Origin of the sequence: Pseudomonas sp. lyk4-TYG-107, from assembly GCF_030209055.1 — a bacterium.
GTDB classification, from domain to species: Bacteria; Pseudomonadota; Gammaproteobacteria; order Pseudomonadales; family Pseudomonadaceae; genus Aquipseudomonas; species Aquipseudomonas putida_A.
The window spans coordinates 54,802-73,203 of record NZ_JARVST010000014.1; the positions used below are offsets into that span (position 1 = coordinate 54,802).

The 18,402-nt window shown below is 61.1% G+C and carries 17 protein-coding genes; 11 read left to right on the forward strand and 6 right to left on the reverse strand.

Annotated elements, in window-relative coordinates:
* Positions 1–81: 81 nt before the first annotated feature.
* The 4 genes from QRN61_RS13335 to QRN61_RS13350 all read right to left on the reverse strand — a co-directional run bounded on the left by QRN61_RS13335 (position 82) and on the right by QRN61_RS13350 (position 4,416).
* Complete coding sequence (locus QRN61_RS13335; protein ID WP_096796309.1) at positions 82–366, reverse strand: YceK/YidQ family lipoprotein; 285 nt, start codon at positions 364–366, stop codon at positions 82–84.
* The gene (gene ubiX / locus QRN61_RS13340; RefSeq protein WP_007968137.1) at positions 359–1,006 is read right to left on the reverse strand and encodes a flavin prenyltransferase UbiX; all 648 of its coding nucleotides are present in this window, start codon (positions 1,004–1,006) and stop codon (positions 359–361) included. The genes QRN61_RS13335 and ubiX overlap by 8 nt, the downstream gene beginning before the upstream one ends.
* Entirely contained in the window at positions 1,003–2,352 is a 1,350-nt protein-coding gene (gene mpl, locus QRN61_RS13345; RefSeq protein ID WP_027612907.1) for a UDP-N-acetylmuramate:L-alanyl-gamma-D-glutamyl-meso-diaminopimelate ligase, read from the reverse strand. Before mpl ends, ubiX begins: the two co-directional genes overlap by 4 nt.
* A 156-nt stretch (positions 2,353–2,508) precedes the next feature.
* Positions 2,509–4,416: a sigma-54-dependent Fis family transcriptional regulator gene (locus QRN61_RS13350; RefSeq protein ID WP_285373984.1), complete on the reverse strand. Its 1,908-nt coding sequence runs from the start codon at positions 4,414–4,416 to the stop codon at positions 2,509–2,511.
* Between the two features lie 461 nt (positions 4,417–4,877).
* Here QRN61_RS13350 and exaC point away from each other — a divergent pair, with 461 nt between their 5' ends.
* The 11 genes from exaC (at position 4,878) to QRN61_RS13405 (ending at position 15,942) form a co-directional block, all read left to right on the forward strand.
* The gene (exaC, locus tag QRN61_RS13355; RefSeq protein WP_025108675.1) at positions 4,878–6,398 is read left to right on the forward strand and encodes an acetaldehyde dehydrogenase ExaC; all 1,521 of its coding nucleotides are present in this window, start codon (positions 4,878–4,880) and stop codon (positions 6,396–6,398) included.
* A gap of 306 nt (positions 6,399–6,704) precedes the next feature.
* Complete coding sequence (gene eat / locus QRN61_RS13360; protein ID WP_285373985.1) at positions 6,705–8,075, forward strand: ethanolamine permease; 1,371 nt, start codon at positions 6,705–6,707, stop codon at positions 8,073–8,075.
* Between the two features lie 191 nt (positions 8,076–8,266).
* Positions 8,267–9,661, forward strand: coding sequence for an ethanolamine ammonia-lyase subunit EutB (locus QRN61_RS13365; RefSeq protein ID WP_285373986.1), 1,395 nt, complete (start codon positions 8,267–8,269; stop codon positions 9,659–9,661).
* A gap of 5 nt (positions 9,662–9,666) precedes the next feature.
* The gene (gene eutC / locus QRN61_RS13370) at positions 9,667–10,491 is read left to right on the forward strand and encodes an ethanolamine ammonia-lyase subunit EutC (RefSeq protein ID WP_285373987.1); all 825 of its coding nucleotides are present in this window, start codon (positions 9,667–9,669) and stop codon (positions 10,489–10,491) included.
* A gap of 114 nt (positions 10,492–10,605) precedes the next feature.
* Positions 10,606–11,067 carry a GNAT family N-acetyltransferase gene (locus QRN61_RS13375; protein WP_258676346.1) on the forward strand — a complete coding sequence of 154 codons (462 nt, stop codon included), beginning with the start codon at positions 10,606–10,608 and terminating at the stop codon, positions 11,065–11,067.
* A gap of 268 nt (positions 11,068–11,335) precedes the next feature.
* On the forward strand, positions 11,336–11,986 hold the full coding sequence (locus tag QRN61_RS13380) for a DedA family protein (RefSeq protein WP_003228594.1): 651 nt from the start codon (positions 11,336–11,338) through the stop codon (positions 11,984–11,986).
* Positions 11,987–11,990: 4 nt separating this feature from the next.
* The gene (locus tag QRN61_RS13385; protein WP_027612913.1) at positions 11,991–12,803 is read left to right on the forward strand and encodes a M90 family metallopeptidase; all 813 of its coding nucleotides are present in this window, start codon (positions 11,991–11,993) and stop codon (positions 12,801–12,803) included.
* 112 nt (positions 12,804–12,915) lie between these two features.
* Positions 12,916–13,443, forward strand: coding sequence for an inorganic diphosphatase (gene ppa / locus QRN61_RS13390; RefSeq protein ID WP_008052339.1), 528 nt, complete (start codon positions 12,916–12,918; stop codon positions 13,441–13,443).
* Between the two features lie 223 nt (positions 13,444–13,666).
* Entirely contained in the window at positions 13,667–14,413 is a 747-nt protein-coding gene (locus tag QRN61_RS13395) for a S24 family peptidase (RefSeq protein ID WP_027612915.1), read from the forward strand.
* Between the two features lie 518 nt (positions 14,414–14,931).
* A complete protein-coding gene (locus QRN61_RS13400) occupies positions 14,932–15,492 on the forward strand; it encodes a hypothetical protein (protein ID WP_096796319.1) in 561 nt (186 codons plus the stop codon).
* A 15-nt stretch (positions 15,493–15,507) separates the two neighbouring features.
* Positions 15,508–15,942 carry a hypothetical protein gene (locus QRN61_RS13405; RefSeq protein WP_027612917.1) on the forward strand — a complete coding sequence of 145 codons (435 nt, stop codon included), beginning with the start codon at positions 15,508–15,510 and terminating at the stop codon, positions 15,940–15,942.
* A 23-nt stretch (positions 15,943–15,965) separates the two neighbouring features.
* Here the strand turns inward: QRN61_RS13405 and QRN61_RS13410 are convergent, their stop codons facing one another.
* Positions 15,966–16,778, reverse strand: a complete 813-nt coding sequence (locus QRN61_RS13410; protein ID WP_285373988.1) for a YfaP family protein — start codon at positions 16,776–16,778, stop codon at positions 15,966–15,968.
* A gap of 3 nt (positions 16,779–16,781) precedes the next feature.
* Positions 16,782–18,401, reverse strand: coding sequence for a DUF2300 domain-containing protein (locus tag QRN61_RS13415; RefSeq protein WP_285373989.1), 1,620 nt, complete (start codon positions 18,399–18,401; stop codon positions 16,782–16,784).
* Between the last annotated feature and the right edge of the window lies 1 nt (position 18,402).

The following is an 18,402-nucleotide window of genomic DNA, read 5'->3' on the forward strand; positions in this document are numbered from 1 at the left end:
CGGCTGCGCAGCAGTCGTCGTTTTTCAGATTTTGGGGGCGCTGCGCACCCCATCGGGGATAAATCCCCTCGCCACACTCCCCTACAACCCACCAGTCGCCTGAAACCCCACGCCAATCACGGTCAGCAAAGACAACGGCAACAGCAGCGTATCAAGCAACGCACTCGCCGGCAGGTCCACTCCCGGATAACTCGGCGCCTCAGCCCCGAAGCGGTCCATCGCACAGCACCCGCCATTCATCGCGTACAAATCCAGGCGTGTCCCGGAATACACCACCGGCGCCCCCGGCTTGGCGGCATCCAGCGTGCGCGCGGTGGCGCAGCCGGCCAGTTGCAGCGCCAGCGCAATCATCAACAGCTTATTCATCGCTGCTCAGATGATGCTCGCCCCAACGCGGCAGCATGTCCTGTGGAATGCCCAGCAGATTGAGAATCCGCGCCACTACGAAATCGATCAGGTCATCGATAGTCTGCGGCTGGTGATAGAAACCCGGCGAGGCCGGCAGGATGGTCACGCCCATGTTCGACAACTTGAGCATGTGCTCCAGATGAATACTCGAATACGGCGCCTCGCGCGGTACCAGAATCAACTGGCGGCGCTCCTTCAAGGTGACGTCCGCCGCGCGCTCGATCAGGTTGTTGCACGCGCCCGTGGCAATCGCCGACAAGGTACCCGTGGAACACGGCACCACCACCATCGCCGCTGGTGCGCCGGAGCCCGAGGCTACCGGCGACATCCAGTCTTCCTTGCCGTACACGCGGATCTGCCCGGCGGCCGCCCCGGTGTACTCGGTGAGGAACGCCTGCATCATCTGCGGCTTGGGCGGCAGCGTGACATCGGTCTCGGTAGCCATCACCAGTTGCGCGGCCTTGGAGATCAGGAAGTGCACTTCGCGATCTTCCCGTACCAGGCAGTCGAGCAGGCGCAATCCATACTGCGCGCCAGACGCGCCGGTCATCGCCAGAGTGATGCGTTCCGGGCCGCCGCTCTGGGCAAAAGTGTTCATTGCAGCGCCTCGGCGAGTTTGCCGTGCAGGCCGCCGAAACCGCCGTTGCTCATGATCACCACGTGGGTGCCGGGCTGGGCCTGGCTCTTCACGCGTTCGATGATGCCTTCCAGCGAATCGCTGACAATCGACGGCACGCTGCACAGCGCGGCGGTGGCGCCCAGATCCCAGCCGAGGTTGGCCGGGGCATACCAGATCACTTGATCGGCATCGACCACGCTGTCCGGCAGACCGTCACGGTGCGCGCCGAGCTTCATCGAGTTGGAGCGCGGCTCGATGATCGCAATCAGTGGTGCGTCGCCGATGCGCTTGCGCAAACCATCAAGGGTGGTAGCAATGGCGGTCGGGTGATGGGCGAAGTCGTCGTAGATGGTGATGCCGCGCACTTCGGCGACTTTCTCCATCCGGCGTTTGACGTTCTTGAATGCGCTCAACCCGGCGATGCCCATCGCTGGCACCACACCGACATGCCGCGCCGCTGCCAGCGCAGCCAAGGCGTTGGCGACGTTGTGCTGACCGGTCAACTCCCATTCGACCGTGCCCTGGGACACGCCTTCGAACATTACTTCGAACGCCGAGCCATCGTCTTTGAGCAACTTGACCTGCCACTGACCGCCGACGCCGGTGGTCTGCACCGGGGTCCAGCAGCCCATTTCGATCACGCGCTGCAAGGCCGGTTCGGTGGTCGGGTGGATCACCAGACCTTCGCTCGGAATAGTCCGCACCAAGTGGTGGAACTGCCGCTCGATCGCCGGCAGATCGGGGAAGATGTCGGCGTGATCGAACTCAAGGTTGTTGAGGATCGCGGTACGCGGACGGTAGTGGACGAACTTCGAACGCTTATCGAAAAACGCGCTGTCGTACTCGTCGGCCTCGATCACGAAGAACGGCGTGCCGCCCAGACGTGCGGACACCGAGAAGTTCTGCGGCACGCCGCCGATCAGGAACCCCGGGCTCATGCCGGCGTGTTCCAGCACCCAGGCGAGCATGCTGCTGGTGGTGGTCTTGCCGTGCGTACCGGCGACCGCCAGCACCCAGCGCCCTTGCAGCACGTGATCGGCCAGCCATTGCGGGCCGGAGACGTACGGCAGGCCTTTGTTCAGCACATACTCCACCGCCGGGTTGCCGCGGGACATGGCGTTGCCGATCACCACCAGATCCGGTGCCGGATCGAGCTGGGCCGGGTCGTAGCCTTGGGTCAGCTGAATGCCCTGGGCCTCAAGCTGCGTGCTCATCGGCGGATAGACGTTGGCGTCGGAGCCGGTCACGTGATGGCCCAGCTCTTTGGCTAGAACCGCCATCGAGCCCATGAAAGTCCCGCAGATACCCAGAATATGAATGTGCATAGTCGACCTCGTAAAACATGGCCGCAGGTTAGCGCAGGGAGGGGGAAATCGCACCTTGTGTTTCGCCTTTGCCGACGCCTTCGCGAGCAGGCTCGCTCCCACAAGATAGGCGCTAACCCTGTGGGAGCGACCTGCTCGCGAACGGTGCGGCGCGGTTTAACGGGAGATCGCGTGTTTGCGCAGCTTTCTATAGAGGGTATTACGGCTGACCCCGAGCTGCTGCGCGGTCTGGGTCATGTGCCAGCGCGTTTGCTCCAGCACATCGAGCAACGCCAGACGTTCAGCGTCTTCCAGCGGATGCTCGGACTCAACCGACTTCAGTTCCAGCGTTGGCCGCCCCTGCCGAATCATCGCCGGCAAATCCTCCAGCCCGATTCGCCCTTCATCACACAATGCCGCCAATGTGCGCAGGACATTGCGCAACTGCCGAACGTTGCCCGGCCAGTTGAAGGTTAGTAACGCCCGACGCGCCGGTTCGTCGATCACAATTGTTTCGCCGCCGGCCTCCTCGGCCAGCAGGAAATCCAGCAACTGCGATTTATCACTGCGTTCGCGCAACGCCGGTAGCGCGACTTCGAGGCCATTGAGCCGGTAATACAGATCTTCACGGAAGCTGCCGCCTTCGACCCGTTCCAGCAGATTACGGTGAGTGGCGCTGATGATCCGCACGTTGACCGCCTCCGGCTCGCCGCCAATCGGCACCACCTGCCGGTCTTCCAGCACCCTTAACAAACGGGTTTGCAGCGCCAACGGCATGTCACCGATCTCATCGAGAAACAGCGTGCCGCCATCGGCCTGCTGCAGCTTGCCGCGCATGCCGTCCTTGCGCGCGCCGGTGAAACTGCCGCCGCGATAACCGAACAGCTCGCTCTCGATCAGGCTCTCGGGAATCGCCGCACAATTGAGCGCGACGAAAGCTTTGTTGGCGCGCTGGCTGGCGTGATGCACAGCCTTGGCAAAGGCTTCCTTGCCGGAGCCGGTTTCGCCATTGATCAGCAGCGGCACGTCGCGTTCGAATACCCGCAACGCCTTGCGGAAATCCGCTTGCAGCGCCGCGTCACCGAGGCAAATGCCCGCCAGCGCTTGAGGCTTGGCCACGATCGGGGCCGGCAGGATCGGCGCCGGCTTGCGCGATTCGCCGCGCAACAAGGCAAACAGATGCCGCCCGTCGCGGGTGCGCAGCGGCCAACTGGCGCTGGCATTGGCGCTGGCCCGACCGAGCAACTCGTCCAGCGAACAATCGAAAAATGCTTCCACCGGTTTGCCGAGCAAACCACCGCGAATATGCCCGAGCAGGTTCAGCGCGCTCTGGTTGACCGCGCTGATCCGCCCTTCGCCGTCAAACGCCAGCAGCCCTTCGCTGAACAAACCGACGGATTCGGCCTGAAGATGGAAACGCAGCAGCCATTGGTTATCGAAGCAGCGCAGGAAATAGCAGCTCTCGATCATCTTCGCCGACAGATTGACCAGCGCCATGGTGTGGAACTGGCTCTGCCGAGAAACGTCGTGGCGCGCCGAGGACACGTCGAGCACCGCCAGCAGTTCGCCGTGCGGGTCGAACACCGGGCTCGCCGAGCAGGTCAGGCCGGTGTGGCGACCGCGAAAATGTTCGTCCTGATGGATGGTCAGTGCCTGGCGCTCGACCAGACAGGTGCCGATGCCGTTGGTGCCTTCGCAGGCTTCGCTCCAGTCGGCGCCGAGCCAGAGACCGGCGCGTTCGAAAATCTTGCGCTCGGCCGGCGCGGTGACGCAGTTGAGGATCACCCCGCGCGCGTCGGTCAGCAGCACCGCATGACCGGCGCCGGAGAGTTGTTGATGCAGGCTGCTCATTTCATTACCGGCGATCTGCAACACCTGTTGCAGGCGTTCGCGGCTTTCAAGCACGCGCCCGTGTTCGAGCACGGTGGGCGCCATGGTCAGGGCCGGATCGAGGTGATAGTCCTCAAGACAGCGCAGCCACGAGCGGGCAATCGACGGATCGGCACCGGGCCCGTGCAGGTGCGGCTTGCCCTGACTGACGGTGAGAACCTGCTGGGCATGGCGACTCAAATGGTTGTCGTGCATTTCTTATTATTCTCCCCGAGATCAGTGCCGCCTCTTTATTGGCTGGCACATACCTTGTGGTGAGGGGATTTATCCCCGATCGGCTGCGCAGCAGTCGTAAATCCGGCATACGCGGTGAATCTGAGTCGCCACAATTTTTATTGGGGCTGCTTCGCAACCCATCGGGGATAAATCCCCTCACCACAAAGGTGCATCTGGGCGATTGGCAGTCAGCATCCTCCAGCCATCGGCGCATTGCAATGCTGGCAAGACCAGCCGGTCACTGGCTGTGCCAAAAGCGGTACAAACTGTCACCCCCTCTGTACCGAAACCATCACAGGCGCCGCCCGCCCGTCCGACACAAACGGCGCAAAGCCTTGATTTGCCTGCCCTGCACGGCAGTGGCCCGACCTTTGCTCTACGCTTATAGCAAGCGCACTTGCGCGTTTCTCTAATAAGTACAAAGCCAAGGAGAACAAATCATGCGTTACGCTCACCCCGGTACTGAAGGCGCCAAAGTCTCGTTCAAGAGCAAGTACGGTAACTACATCGGCGGCGAGTTCGTCGCGCCTGTCAAAGGTCAGTACTTCACCAACACCTCGCCAGTGAATGGCCAACCGATTGCCGAATTTCCTCGCTCCACTGCCGAAGACATCGACAAGGCACTGGACGCCGCCCACGCCGCTGCCGATGCGTGGGGCGCGACCTCTGTGCAGGCGCGCTCGCTGATCCTGCTGAAAATCGCCGACCGCATCGAACAGAACCTCGAACTGCTGGCGATCACCGAAACCTGGGACAACGGCAAAGCCATCCGCGAGACCCTCAACGCCGACATCCCGCTGGCCGCCGACCATTTCCGCTACTTCGCCGGCTGCCTGCGCGCGCAGGAAGGAAGCGCTGCCGAAATCGACGGCAACACCGTGGCCTATCACATCCATGAACCGCTGGGTGTGGTCGGGCAGATCATCCCGTGGAACTTCCCGCTGCTGATGGCCGCGTGGAAACTCGCCCCGGCACTGGCCGCCGGCAACTGCGTGGTACTCAAGCCTGCCGAGCAAACCCCGCTGGGCATCTGCGTGCTGATGGAGCTGATCGGTGATCTGCTGCCACCGGGCGTGCTCAACGTGGTGCAAGGTTTCGGCAAAGAAGCCGGCGAAGCCCTGGCCACCAGCAAACGCATCGCCAAGATCGCTTTCACCGGTTCGACCCCGGTCGGCTCGCACATCATGAAATGCGCGGCCGAGAACATCATTCCGTCCACCGTGGAACTGGGCGGCAAGTCGCCGAACATCTTCTTCGAAGACATCATGCAGGCCGAACCGACCTTCATCGAGAAGGCTGCCGAAGGTCTGGTGCTGGCATTCTTCAATCAGGGCGAAGTCTGCACCTGCCCGTCCCGCGCACTGGTACAGGAATCGATCTACGACGAATTCATGCAAGTGGTGATGAAGAAAGTCCTGCAGATCAAACGCGGCGACCCGCTGGACACCGACACCATGGTTGGCGCGCAGGCGTCCGAGCAGCAATTCGACAAGATCCTTTCGTACCTGGAAATCGCCAAGGGTGAAGGCGCCGAGCTGCTGACCGGCGGCAAGGTGGAAAAACTCGAGGGCAATCTGGCAACCGGCTATTACATCCAGCCGACCCTGCTCAAGGGCACCAACAAAATGCGTGTGTTCCAGGAAGAAATCTTCGGCCCGGTGGTGAGCATCACCACCTTCAAGGACGAAGCCGAAGCCCTGGCCATCGCCAACGACACCGAGTTCGGCCTCGGCGCCGGCCTGTGGACCCGCGACATCAACCGCGCCTACCGCATGGGCCGCGCGATCAAGGCCGGTCGTGTGTGGACCAACTGCTACCACCTGTACCCGGCGCACGCCGCGTTCGGCGGGTACAAGAAGTCCGGCGTCGGCCGTGAAACCCACAAGATGATGCTCGATCACTATCAGCAGACGAAAAACCTGCTGGTGAGCTACGACATCAATCCGTTGGGTTTCTTCTAAAACCCGGGGGCGATACAGATATTTCTGTGTCGCCCTTTCGACCGCTTTCGCGAGCAGGCTCGCTCCCACAAGGGAGTCGTGTCGCACCACATACACAGGCTCGGCACAAATCCACTGTGGGAGTGAGCCTGCTCGCGATGGCGTCCTCAATGACACAACACAAGGCCTGGCCGCTCTGGCACGGCCCTTGCGTACCCGTCATTCAGGATTTGCACAAAAACTGCCGCTGCGTGAACAGCATCCATCCACCTCAACCACTGCACCCGAAAGTCCAACAGATCGAACAATAAAAAACAGAGAGGACTTATGACTTCCACCACACAGCTCAAACCCACACTCGGCACCCTGCACCTCTGGGGTATTGCCGTCGGCCTGGTGATTTCCGGCGAATACTTCGGCTGGAGTTACGGCTGGGGCACCGCGGGTACCCTCGGATTTCTGGTCACGGCGCTGATGGTCGCGACCATGTACACCTGCTTCATCTTCAGCTTCACCGAACTGACCACCGCGATTCCCCACGCGGGCGGGCCGTTTGCCTATAGCCGCCGGGCGTTCGGCGAAAAAGGCGGACTGATCGCCGGCATCGCCACGCTGATCGAATTCGTCTTCGCCCCACCGGCGATCGCCATGGCCATCGGCGCCTACCTCAATGTGCAGTACCCGGAGCTTGATCCGAAGGTGGCAGCGGTCGGCGCGTATTTCGTGTTCATGACCCTGAACATCCTAGGCGTCAGCATTGCCGCGACTTTTGAGCTGGTGGTCACCGTGCTGGCGGTCGCCGAACTGCTGGTGTTCATGGGCGTGGTCGCGCCGGGCTTCAGCTTCAGCAATTTCGTGCTCAATGGCTGGTCGGGTTCCAACGAGTTCACGATGGGCTCGATCCCCGGAATCTTTGCGGCGATCCCGTTCGCGATCTGGTTCTTCCTCGCCATCGAAGGCGCCGCCATGGCCGCCGAAGAAGCCAAGGACCCGAAACGCACAATTCCCAAGGCTTATGTCAGCGGCATCCTGACTCTGGTGTTCCTTGCCATCGGCGTGATGGTGATGGCCGGCGGCGTCGGCGACTGGCGTCAACTGTCGAACATCAATGATCCGCTGCCACAGGCAATGAAAGCGGTGGTCGGCAACAATTCGTCGTGGATGCACATGTTGGTGTGGATTGGCCTGTTCGGCCTGGTGGCGAGTTTCCACGGGATCATCCTCGGCTACTCGCGACAATTCTTCGCCCTCGCCCGCGCCGGTTACCTGCCGAAAAGCCTGGCCAAACTGTCGCGCTTCCAGACCCCGCATCGGGCGATTCTGGCTGGTGGTGTGATTGGTATCGCGGCGATTTACAGCGATGGACTGGTCAATCTGCAAGGCATGACCCTGACTGCTGCGATGATCACCATGTCGGTGTTCGGCGCGATCGTGATGTACATCATCAGCATGCTCAGCCTGTTCAAACTGCGCAAAACCGAACCGAACCTGGAACGCACCTTCCGCGCCCCGGGCTACCCGGTGGTGCCGGCGATTGCGCTGTTCCTGGCGGTGGTGTGCCTGGTGGCGATGGCGTGGTTCAACACGCTGATCGGCTGTGTGTTCCTGGGCTTTATGGCCGCCGGCTACCTGTATTTCCAGCTGACCGCCAAGCAACGCTCAGAAGCGCCGGCAGACGCTATGCTCGAAGGTATCTAGTTGCACCGGCACCGGGCCTGTCGCCCGGTGCCCGCTATATAGAAGTGCATGAAGATCCAATGTGGGAGCGGGCTTGCTCGCGAAGGCGTCGTGTCATCCAACATCGATGTCGTCTGACACGACGCCTTCGCGAGCAAGCCCGCTCCCACAGGGAGACCGAGTTACCCACAGAATCAGGAGGACACCGCCCCATGGCCGCATTTGCCCATTCCGTCGGCGCCCAGACCTACCGCTTCGACAGCCTCAAGGACGTCATGGCCAAGGCCAGCCCGGCGCGCTCCGGTGACTTTCTGGCCGGCGTTGCCGCGCTCAATGACGGCGAACGCGTGGCTGCACAAATGGCGCTGGCCGACATCCCGCTCACGCATTTTCTGCAGGAAGCGCTGATTCCCTACGAAGCCGATGAAGTCACCCGACTGATCATCGACACCCACGACAAACAAGCCTTCGCCGTGGTCAGCCACCTCACCGTCGGTGGTTTCCGCGACTGGCTGCTCAGCGACGCGGCGGACGAAACCAGCCTGCGCGCTCTCGCCCCCGGTCTGACCCCGGAAATGGTCGCCGCCGTGTCGAAGATCATGCGCGTGCAGGATCTGGTGCTGGTGGCGCAGAAGATCCGCGTGGTCACAAAATTTCGCGGCACCCTCGGCCTGCGCGGGCGCTTGTCGACCCGGCTGCAACCGAACCATCCGACCGACGAGCCCTCCGGCATCGCCGCGAGCATTCTTGACGGTCTGCTGTACGGCAATGGCGACGCGATGATCGGCATCAACCCGGCCACCGACAGCATCGCCTCGATCTGCGCGATGCTGGAAATGCTCGACGCGATCATCCAGCGCTACGACATCCCGACCCAGGCTTGCGTGCTGACCCACGTCACCACCTCGATCGAGGCGATCAACCGTGGCGTGCCGCTGGACCTGGTGTTCCAGTCGATTGCCGGCACTGAAGCGGCCAACGCCAGTTTCGGCATCAACCTCAATGTATTGCAGGAAGGCCATGACGCGGGGCTGAGCCTGAAGCGCGGCACTCTGGGGCAGAACCTGATGTATTTTGAAACAGGGCAAGGCAGCGCCTTGTCGGCCAACGCCCACCACGGTGTCGATCAACAGACCTGCGAGACAAGAGCCTACGCCGTGGCGCGACACTTCAAGCCGTTTTTGGTGAACACCGTCGTAGGATTTATCGGCCCGGAATACCTCTACAACGGCAAACAGATCATCCGCGCCGGCCTCGAAGACCATTTCTGCGGCAAGTTGCTCGGCGTGCCGATGGGTTGCGACATCTGCTACACCAACCACGCCGAAGCCGATCAGGACGACATGGACACCCTGCTGACCCTGCTCGGTGTGGCCGGGATCAACTTCATCATGGGCATCCCCGGCTCCGACGACATCATGCTCAACTACCAGACCACCTCGTTTCACGACGCGCTCTACGCGCGCCAGACCCTGGGCCTGAAACCGGCGCCGGAGTTCGAGCAATGGCTGGCGAACATGGGCATTTTCACCCAGGCGGACGGCAAGGTTCGCTTTGGCAACAACCTGCCGCCGGCCTTCCGCCAGGCGCTGGCGCAACTGGGATGAGTGTGATGGAAAAACCGCCTGTCGACCCGCAAAACCCATGGCTGGAACTGCGCCGCCTGACCCCGGCGCGCATCGCTCTGGGCCGTACCGGCACCAGCCTGCCGACCAGCGCCCAGCTGGATTTCCAGTTCGCCCACGCTCAGGCGCGGGATGCGGTGCATCTGCCGTTCGATCATGCCGGGCTCAGCGCGCAACTGAGCGAGCGCGGGCGCGAGACCTTGTTGCTGCACAGCGCGGCGACCGATCGCAACAGCTACCTGCAACGCCCGGATCTGGGGCGCAAGCTCAGCGACACCTCGGCGCAGAGCCTGCGGGATTACGCGCAGGCCAACCCCGGCGGGGTCGATCTGGCGATTGTGGTGGCGGACGGTCTGTCGGCACTGGCGGTGCATCGGCATACCCTGCCGTTTCTGACCCGCCTGGAGGAGCAGATGAGCGCCGACGGCTGGTCGCTTGCCCCGGTAGTGCTCGTGGAACAGGGTCGCGTCGCCATCGGTGACGAGATCGGCCAGTTGCTGGGTGCAAAAATGGTCGTCATGCTGATCGGAGAGCGTCCGGGCCTCAGCTCGCCCGACAGCCTCGGTTTATATTTCACCTACAATCCAAAAGTCGGGCTGACCGATGCCTACCGCAATTGCATCTCCAACGTGCGGCTTGAGGGCTTGAGCTACGGCATGGCGGCGCATCGCTTGCTGTATCTGATGCGCGAAGCCTGCCGGCGGCAGCTGTCGGGGGTCAATCTGAAGGACGAAGCACAGGTGCAGACGCTGGAGTCGGACGCCGGTGCGGACATGAAGGGAAATTTCCTGCTTGATCCGCCCACAACCTGAACCGTTTCCGCATTGCGTTTCTGCGCTGCTTTCAGGCAGGATCGACGCACGGCCGCAGGGTTTCCCATCGCCGTCAGAGCAGTTGAAGACAGCCACTTGAAGACGAGACCTATCATGCGGATTATTCAAGCGACCCTCGAACACCTGGATTTGTTGACCCCGTTGTTCGTCAAATATCGCGAGTTCTACGGTTCCCTGCCCTACCCGGATTCCTCCCGCGCGTTTCTCGAAAAACGCCTGCGTCGCAAGGAGTCGGTGATTTATCTGGCCCTGGCCGATGATGACGACAAGAAGCTCATGGGTTTCTGCCAGCTGTATCCAAGCTTTTCCTCGCTGTCGCTCAAGCGCGTGTGGATCCTCAACGACATCTATGTCGCCGAAGATGCCCGCCGCCAACTGGTGGCCGACAACCTGATCCGCACCGCGAAGAGAATGGCCAAGGAAACCCAGGCCGTGCGCATGCGCGTTTCCACCAGCAGCAATAACGAAGTGGCGCAGAAAACCTACGAATCCATTGGTTTCAAGGAAGACACCGAGTTCAAGAACTACGTGCTGCCGATCAGCGACGAGCTCTGAAATCAAAAGATCGCAGCCTTCGGCAGAACGCATTCCAATGCAGGAGCTGCCGAAGGTGCGATCTTTTGATCTTTTATCAAACCCGAAGTCTGCCTGACATTTGTTCACACCCCGACATCCCTCGCTACAAAACCAACGCGCTTTTCACCTCTCAGACCGTATAATCCCGAGCTTTCCGGCTTGTAAGAAAAACTACACCCCACTGTAGGCTTACACCCGAATCATCCGCACAGGCCTGCCGAGTCGGGCCGTCACCACAGGTGCCCCCATGGATTTCAACCCGCTCGACCTTATCCTGCATCTCGATGTGTACCTCGATTTGCTGGTGACCAACTACGGGCCGTGGATCTACGCGATTCTGTTCGCTGTCATCTTCTGTGAAACCGGTCTGGTGGTGATGCCGTTCCTGCCGGGTGATTCGCTGTTGTTCATCGCCGGTGCCGTGGCGGCGGGCGGTGGCATGGATCCGGTGCTGTTGGGCGGGCTGCTGATGCTCGCGGCGATCCTCGGCGACAGCACCAACTATGTGATTGGCCGAACGGCGGGCGAAAAACTGTTCAGCAACCCGAACTCGAAAATCTTCCGTCGCGACTACCTGCAAAAAACCCACGATTTCTACGACAAGCACGGCGGCAAAACCGTGACCCTGGCGCGCTTCCTGCCAATCATCCGTACATTTGCCCCGTTCGTCGCCGGCGTCGGGAAGATGCCCTACCCGCGTTTCTTCGCGTTCAGCGTGTTCGGCACCATCCTCTGGGTCGGCGGCCTGGTGACCCTGGGTTACTTCTTCGGCAACGTGCCGTTCATCAAGAAGAACCTGTCGTTGCTGGTGGTTGGCATCATCCTGCTGTCGCTGGTGCCGATGATCATCGGTGTGGTGCGCAGCCGTTTCGGCGGCGCGAAAGCCGAAACCCACTGATCCGATGTGGTCACTGAGCGCCTGGCGTCGCCGGCGCATTCTGGCCAGGCACCCGATTGCCGACGACCTGTGGCAACGGGTGCGCCATCACCTGAGCTTTCTCGACGGCATCAGCGCCGCCGAAGACCAATGGTTGCGTGAAGCCAGCGTGCTGTTTCTGGAAGAAAAACACCTGACCGCCCTGCCCGGCGTCGAACTGCATCAGGAACAGCGCCTGCTGCTCGCCGCCCAGGCCCAGTTGCCGCTGCTCAATCTCGGCGACTTGAACTGGTATCAGGGTTTCCACGAAATCGTCCTCTACCCCGACGACTTCCTCAGCCCGCAACGCCATCGCGATGCCAGCGGCGTCGAGCACGAGTGGGACGGCGAACACAGCGGCGAAGCCTGGCAACAGGGGCCGATCATCCTCGCCTGGCCGGGGGTGATGGCCAGTGGTGGCTGGGAAGGCTACAACCTGGTGATCCACGAACTGGCGCACAAACTCGACATGCTCAACGGCGACGCCAACGGCCTGCCGCCGCTGCACGCCGACATGCGCGTCAGCGACTGGGCCGAGGTCATGCAGCACGCCTACGACGACCTCAACCGCCAGCTCGACCGCAACCCCGACGCCGAAACCGCCATCGACCCGTACGCCGCGGAAAACCCGGCGGAGTTCTTTGCGGTCACCAGCGAATACTTCTTCAGCGCCCCGGATCTGCTGCACGCGGCTTATCCACAGGTCTACTTGCAACTGCAGCTTTTCTACCGGCAGGATCCGTTGGGCAGGCTGCGGCAACTTCAGGCCACAGACCCGGTCTATCAGGCGCACGAGTAAGCGCTGCACGACTTCTGGTACGTGGCGTCGGCGTAGGAATATGCCTATAATCGCCGCCACTTTTTGGTCAATCCGGCCAAGTTTTTTTGGTCAACTACGGGGGCAACGCCCAATGAGCTACAGCAAGATTCCGGCTGGCAAAGACCTGCCGAACGACATCTACGTCGCGATCGAGATCCCGGCCAACCACGCGCCGATCAAATACGAAATCGACAAAGACAGCGATTGCCTGTTCGTTGACCGTTTCATGGCCACCCCAATGTTCTACCCGGCCAACTACGGTTACATCCCGAACACCCTGGCTGACGACGGTGATCCCCTCGACGTGCTGGTTGTGACCCCTTACCCGGTTGCTCCAGGCTCGGTGATCCGCGCGCGTCCAGTCGGCATCCTGAACATGACCGACGACGGCGGCGGCGATGCCAAAGTCATCGCAGTCCCACACGACAAGCTGTCCCAGCTGTACGTCGACGTGAAGGAATACACCGACCTGCCACCACTGCTGATCCAGCAGATCGAGCACTTCTTCGCGAACTACAAAGATCTCGAAAAAGGCAAGTGGGTCAAGATCGAAGGCTGGGCTGGCGCTGATGCCGCTCGCGACGCGATCACCAAGTCGGTAGCTGCCTACAAGGGCTAAGCGCCGGCTGGCTGCATGACGCTTGAAGAAAACCCCGGTTGATCCGGGGTTTTTTGTGCCTGAAAAACGCCGCTTTAAACAGTGTGTTTATTGCGGACTACAGAAAAGTTTCGAAGTGAGTGATTTCCCACAAGCACGTCTTACATCCAGTCGCAAAATACAGGCTTTTTTTGAACAGCCGGTTTATTCAAACCGCTCTGGCACGGCCGTAGACTCGGTGTTTATGAGAAAGAACACTAGCGGTCCAAGATTCAAGGCACTCCTGGAAGCAGCGAACATCACCACCACGGGATTCGCAAAGTTCTGGGGCACGGAAGCCCAAAACATTCATAACTGGTACACCCGGGGCGTCCCGGCGTATCGCATGGAGGAAGTCTCACGCCTGCTCTCGGTCAACAGCGAGTGGCTGAAAACCGGCGAAGGCAGCAAAGAGTCACCCCGCCTGCAAACGCCTGCCAGCAACGGCGACACCTTCGACGCGCAGTCCGTCAACGGCGTCTATTCCATCATCAACCCCAACGACATCGAACTGCCGTTTTTCAAGGAAACACCTCTCAGCGCCGGCGCCGACAAAACCCACGTCATCCTCGACCCCGAGCAGACCGTCCGCCTGCCCCGGGCCCATCTCGCCCAACTGGAAATCCGCCCAAGCGACGCCATTTGCGCGCACATGATCGGCAACAGCATGGCCGAGCGCATCGAAGACGGCTCCATCGTCGGCATCGACCGCGGCCTGACCCAGGTGGTCGACGGCGAAATCTACGCCATCGAACACGACGGCATGCTGCGCATCAAATACCTGCACCGCATGCCCGGCAACGCCCTGCGCCTGCGCAGCCACAACAGCGCCGAATACCCGGACGAAATCTTCCGCGCAGCACAAATCGATGAGCAGCGGATACACATTCTGGGCTGGGTATTCTGGTGGTCGACGCTGGGCAAACGCCGGCCGGTGGTACCGTTTCTCTGATCGGATAGGGATCTTCAACCCTGCACCAACCCCTGTGGGAGCGAACATGCTCGCGAAGAGGCCCCGAAAATCAGTACAAATCGCGAATTTTGCCCCCCGCGGTGGCTCTATTCCGCAGTTGAGGCTGGGAATCCCCAACAAAACTCAGTATCCTGCGCCCCACATTTGCGCATCGCCCCGCTCCCGCGGCTCAGATGACGCCTGACGCGGCAGACCAACGTCTGGCCAAGTCCCACAGCCGGACGCAGATCCGGGTGTACGTTTTGAAGGCTGACGCGGTTTACCAAAAATAAACCAAGCCAGTCCCCGAGAAGCCGGCCACAAGCCGGCTTTTTAATGCCTGCCTGAAAGCAACGTTATCTTGACGAGCTCGACAGATTAACCGGGCAGCACCCGCCACTCAGGCATCGCAATAAGCCATTAGCACATCCGCCCTAATTGCCCCGCGCCCAACCTCACCACTAAATTTCCATTCTGTTTTTGTGCATTACAAAAGCGCCAAGGAATGGAGCAACACCATGTCGTCGTTTTTCAAACTCAATCAATCCGTTGTTCTACTGACCGCACTCCTGACCGCTACCTCTTCAGCCATGGCAGAGGAGCAGAAGCTCGTCGGTGACTGGTGGATCATTTACGGCAACGGCGTTCCCCACAAGAACATCATGTATGTCGCCGACAGCACTTCAGTCGTGCCGTCGAAGCAGACCAAGGGGGCCAAGTTGGTCGCCGTGACGCTGGTGTATGAGGAACCCGGCAAACCGATGATCGATGCCTACAACCTCGAAGTTCAGTGTTCGACGAACAAGGTCCGAATGCTCAATGGCCAGTCGGTTGATCGCATCGCCTACATGATGCGCAACCTGAAAGTTAATGACCAATGGCAGCAGCCGAAAGAGTTCTGGGTGCAGCGCACCAGCGAGTTCGTTTGCTCACCGGCCAAAAAGGACATGATCGCGCTGGGCAAGATGGAGTACCTGCAGATGATTCAGGGTATGCAGCAGATGTTCTTCAAACTGGCGCCGATTCAGGAGAAAGGCCAGATGATGGATAACCTCGACTCGATCCTGGGCAACAAGTAAGCGGCGGGAATAACGATGAACCCATGGACTAAAACGTTATTGGCGCTGCTGATAACGCCCGCCGTTTTGCTGATCAATGGCTGCCACTTGATTGCCCAGTCGCGCTGGGAAGGACGCGATGTTCAGGAAGCGCTCGATCTGTTCGGCAAACCTGACTCGATGAAAAAACAGACCGGGGCCAACGGCGAGAATCTGGCTGTGCTCACCTGGTACAAATCGTCCAGTTGGACCACCACGGAAGCGGCCGGTACTTCAATGAATCACACCGGTAACGGCATGGTTTACACCGAGTACTACGAGACGGTCGGTCACAGTTCCGATTGCAAACTCGAAGCCACCGTCAACAAGGCGAAAAAGATCGTGCTGTTCAGGATCGAGGACGGAAAGATCATTCACGGCAAGTGCATCAACGTGCCGTTCGTGCCTGGTTACATTCCGCCCGGTTTTTAGTGCAGCCCTGAGCAGGCAGCTGCTCAGGGATAACTGAACGATTTCACCAACGTCAGTTCACCCACCGCCCGCATCGGCACCACAAACGTCTCCATTTTCTCGCTTGGCGTGCCTTCCTCGGTAATCACCGTCACCTGCGCCGTGGTCAGCGGCTGCACCGCCTCCTCCCCGCCTTCATCATCCCCCCGATAACCTCCGCCGAAGTAGTTCACATACACCAGATATTGGCCCTTGATCGGCGCCGGCATGGCGAAGATTTCCGGGCCGTAGCCGGTGGTGACGTCGACGTCGAGCGCGGCGCCATTGGGTGCGACGCGGTCGCCGTACCAGATGTGCGCGCCGTCGGGGGTGATCAGGTGCAGATCGAGGTCGGTGCCATCGCTGTCCCACGACAGCAGCACGCGCAGTTTGGCCGGGGTGGCGCCGCCGCTGGCGTTGAGGAACTGGGTGCGGTGGCGTTGCTGGCCGTCGGGGCTGCGCACTTCTACGCTGTTGCTGCCGTTGGGGAAGGAGAACGGGCGGTCGAAGCGGCCGCTGTCGTCGATTTTCAGCGGCATGCTGACGCCGTTGACGATCAGTCGGCCGGGATCCTTGCTCTTGGGAGAGGCTTTGATTTCGCCGTTGATGCGCGCGGTGTTGGCTTGGCCGACCGGAGTGTTGACCGAGGAAGCCGGGTAGTTGACGGTCTGGCGGAAGCTCTCGCCTTCGCCCTCGGGCGCGCCGGTGCGCCAGCCGCCGACCGGCGTGTCGAGTTTGACGCTGTCGGCGGCCATTGCCATCGGCAACGCATGGAACGCGCAGAGCAACAGCAAGACCTGTGGATAACGGAGTGTCATGGTCTATTCCAGCAAGAGGTGACGGGCGAGCCCTTCGATGTAGGTTTCATCCTGACCATTGGGATGTGCTTCAAAGGCCAGGTGCAGGTATTCGTGAGTCAGGTCGAGGCGATCCTGCAGCGTGAGCACGCCGCGCACGTAAATGCGCTGGCGTTCGCGATCGACAAACGGGCGGCCGAACGCCAGTTTGCACACGGCGAACGTACTGACTTCGTTGTAGCCGGTTTCGCTTTCCAGTGTCGGACGCCAGCCGCGACGCTGCTTTTGCAGCCAGTCTTGGGCGGCGGGCAGTGCTTCACAGGAGGCCACCGGGTTGTCCCAACGGCTGAGGCTCGCGCGCGGATAGGCGTGCAGCAGAATCGCGTCGTAGCGCTGGCCGGCGTTAGCCTGTTCGACGGCTTGTTGCCAGGCGAGTTTGTCCGGGCCGGGTTGATCGGAGTGATAGGTGACGGTGCTGCCGGCCAGCACCAGATCCGCTGTCCATGCGGCGATGTTGCGCGACTCGGCGGAGGCCGGACGCGGAGCGACGCGCTGACGGTTGCTGCTGTCGTCGATGCTCAGGCAATCGCCGTTGCGCGTGGCGTTTTGCAGCAGATAGGTGCGGATCGCCACGGCCAGTGCCTTGGCAGCTTCGGCGGGTTCAGGTTTGGCTTCGCGCTCAAGGACGCGGGCGACGTATTCTTCGCGATCGAGCCGTGCAACGAGTTTGCCGTTGAGCAGAAACAGTTCGCCGGCGCTGTGGATATCCAGCGAATTGCCGTTGGCGAATTCGACGCGGTAGTCGCCTTGCAACGGGCCGGAAGACACCACCCGATCACCGGCCAGAACCCGGGAAACGGGATAACGCGAAAACAGACCGACCTCAACGCAACGCCCTGCTTCCGCCGGCCACGAAGAAGGCAGCACCGTCGCCAGCGCCTGACCGTAATGGCGCAAAACCATCTGACTGGTACCACGCCCACTGGCCCAGATCGGCGAGCCGTCCGCCGTCCAACCGGCGAAACCGCCCTGCCGCGATTGCGGATCCTGATCACCGAGCCAGCTCCAGGTTTTCACCCGCAGGCGCCCACCGAGATCACCGACGACATTGCCGTCCGCCGCATTCAGCACGACGTCGAGCAACACGCGGCGCATCTGCTCCTGCGCCGGCAACACCGACAACACCTTCAGCAAGTCAGTCACGGAAACCCGGGTAGCCGGCTGCACGCCTGGCAAATCCAGCAACCACGAAGGCGCCTGCCGCACCTGCCAATACGTGCGCCAATCGGCAGCAGCGATGCCCAATCGCGCCGGCTCAAAGTACAACCCGCAGGATTTGACCAACGCCTGATCACGCTCGATCCTGCCGCCCGCCGAGCAGCAATAAACCTCCTCCTTGGATTGCCCGCGACATTCATACGCTGGCTCGCGCGCGCCGGTATCCACCAGCCACGCATAGACGAACAATTTCCACAGGCTGCCCAGCGGGGTATCCAGCGTCGACGGCAACGGCTCGCGAGCGATCAGTTGCGTCTGATTCAACGACAGCAACTCGCCCTTGTACGCCAGCCGCAGCGGCTCATCCTGCGCCGTCGCCAGCGCAGGCATCACACACATCAGCAGCCACAGCAGCGGCCGGTTCATG

What these genes read in the sequence shown, in the direction of transcription:
- QRN61_RS13350 (WP_285373984.1), bottom strand. Translation starts at nt 4,416, where the DNA reads ATGCACGACAACCATTTGAGTCGCCATGCCCAGCAGGTTCTCACCGTC.
- mpl (WP_027612907.1), bottom strand. Translation starts at nt 2,352, where the DNA reads ATGCACATTCATATTCTGGGTATCTGCGGGACTTTCATGGGCTCGATG.
- QRN61_RS13415 (WP_285373989.1), bottom strand. Translation starts at nt 18,401, where the DNA reads ATGAACCGGCCGCTGCTGTGGCTGCTGATGTGTGTGATGCCTGCGCTG.
- QRN61_RS13375 (WP_258676346.1), top strand. Translation starts at nt 10,606, where the DNA reads ATGCGGATTATTCAAGCGACCCTCGAACACCTGGATTTGTTGACCCCG.
- QRN61_RS13365 (WP_285373986.1), top strand. Translation starts at nt 8,267, where the DNA reads ATGGCCGCATTTGCCCATTCCGTCGGCGCCCAGACCTACCGCTTCGAC.
- eutC (WP_285373987.1), top strand. Translation starts at nt 9,667, where the DNA reads ATGGAAAAACCGCCTGTCGACCCGCAAAACCCATGGCTGGAACTGCGC.
- QRN61_RS13380 (WP_003228594.1), top strand. Translation starts at nt 11,336, where the DNA reads ATGGATTTCAACCCGCTCGACCTTATCCTGCATCTCGATGTGTACCTC.
- eat (WP_285373985.1), top strand. Translation starts at nt 6,705, where the DNA reads ATGACTTCCACCACACAGCTCAAACCCACACTCGGCACCCTGCACCTC.
- QRN61_RS13400 (WP_096796319.1), top strand. Translation starts at nt 14,932, where the DNA reads ATGTCGTCGTTTTTCAAACTCAATCAATCCGTTGTTCTACTGACCGCA.
- ppa (WP_008052339.1), top strand. Translation starts at nt 12,916, where the DNA reads ATGAGCTACAGCAAGATTCCGGCTGGCAAAGACCTGCCGAACGACATC.
- QRN61_RS13395 (WP_027612915.1), top strand. Translation starts at nt 13,667, where the DNA reads ATGAGAAAGAACACTAGCGGTCCAAGATTCAAGGCACTCCTGGAAGCA.
- exaC (WP_025108675.1), top strand. Translation starts at nt 4,878, where the DNA reads ATGCGTTACGCTCACCCCGGTACTGAAGGCGCCAAAGTCTCGTTCAAG.
- ubiX (WP_007968137.1), bottom strand. Translation starts at nt 1,006, where the DNA reads ATGAACACTTTTGCCCAGAGCGGCGGCCCGGAACGCATCACTCTGGCG.
- QRN61_RS13335 (WP_096796309.1), bottom strand. Translation starts at nt 366, where the DNA reads ATGAATAAGCTGTTGATGATTGCGCTGGCGCTGCAACTGGCCGGCTGC.
- QRN61_RS13405 (WP_027612917.1), top strand. Translation starts at nt 15,508, where the DNA reads ATGAACCCATGGACTAAAACGTTATTGGCGCTGCTGATAACGCCCGCC.
- QRN61_RS13385 (WP_027612913.1), top strand. Translation starts at nt 11,991, where the DNA reads ATGTGGTCACTGAGCGCCTGGCGTCGCCGGCGCATTCTGGCCAGGCAC.
- QRN61_RS13410 (WP_285373988.1), bottom strand. Translation starts at nt 16,778, where the DNA reads ATGACACTCCGTTATCCACAGGTCTTGCTGTTGCTCTGCGCGTTCCAT.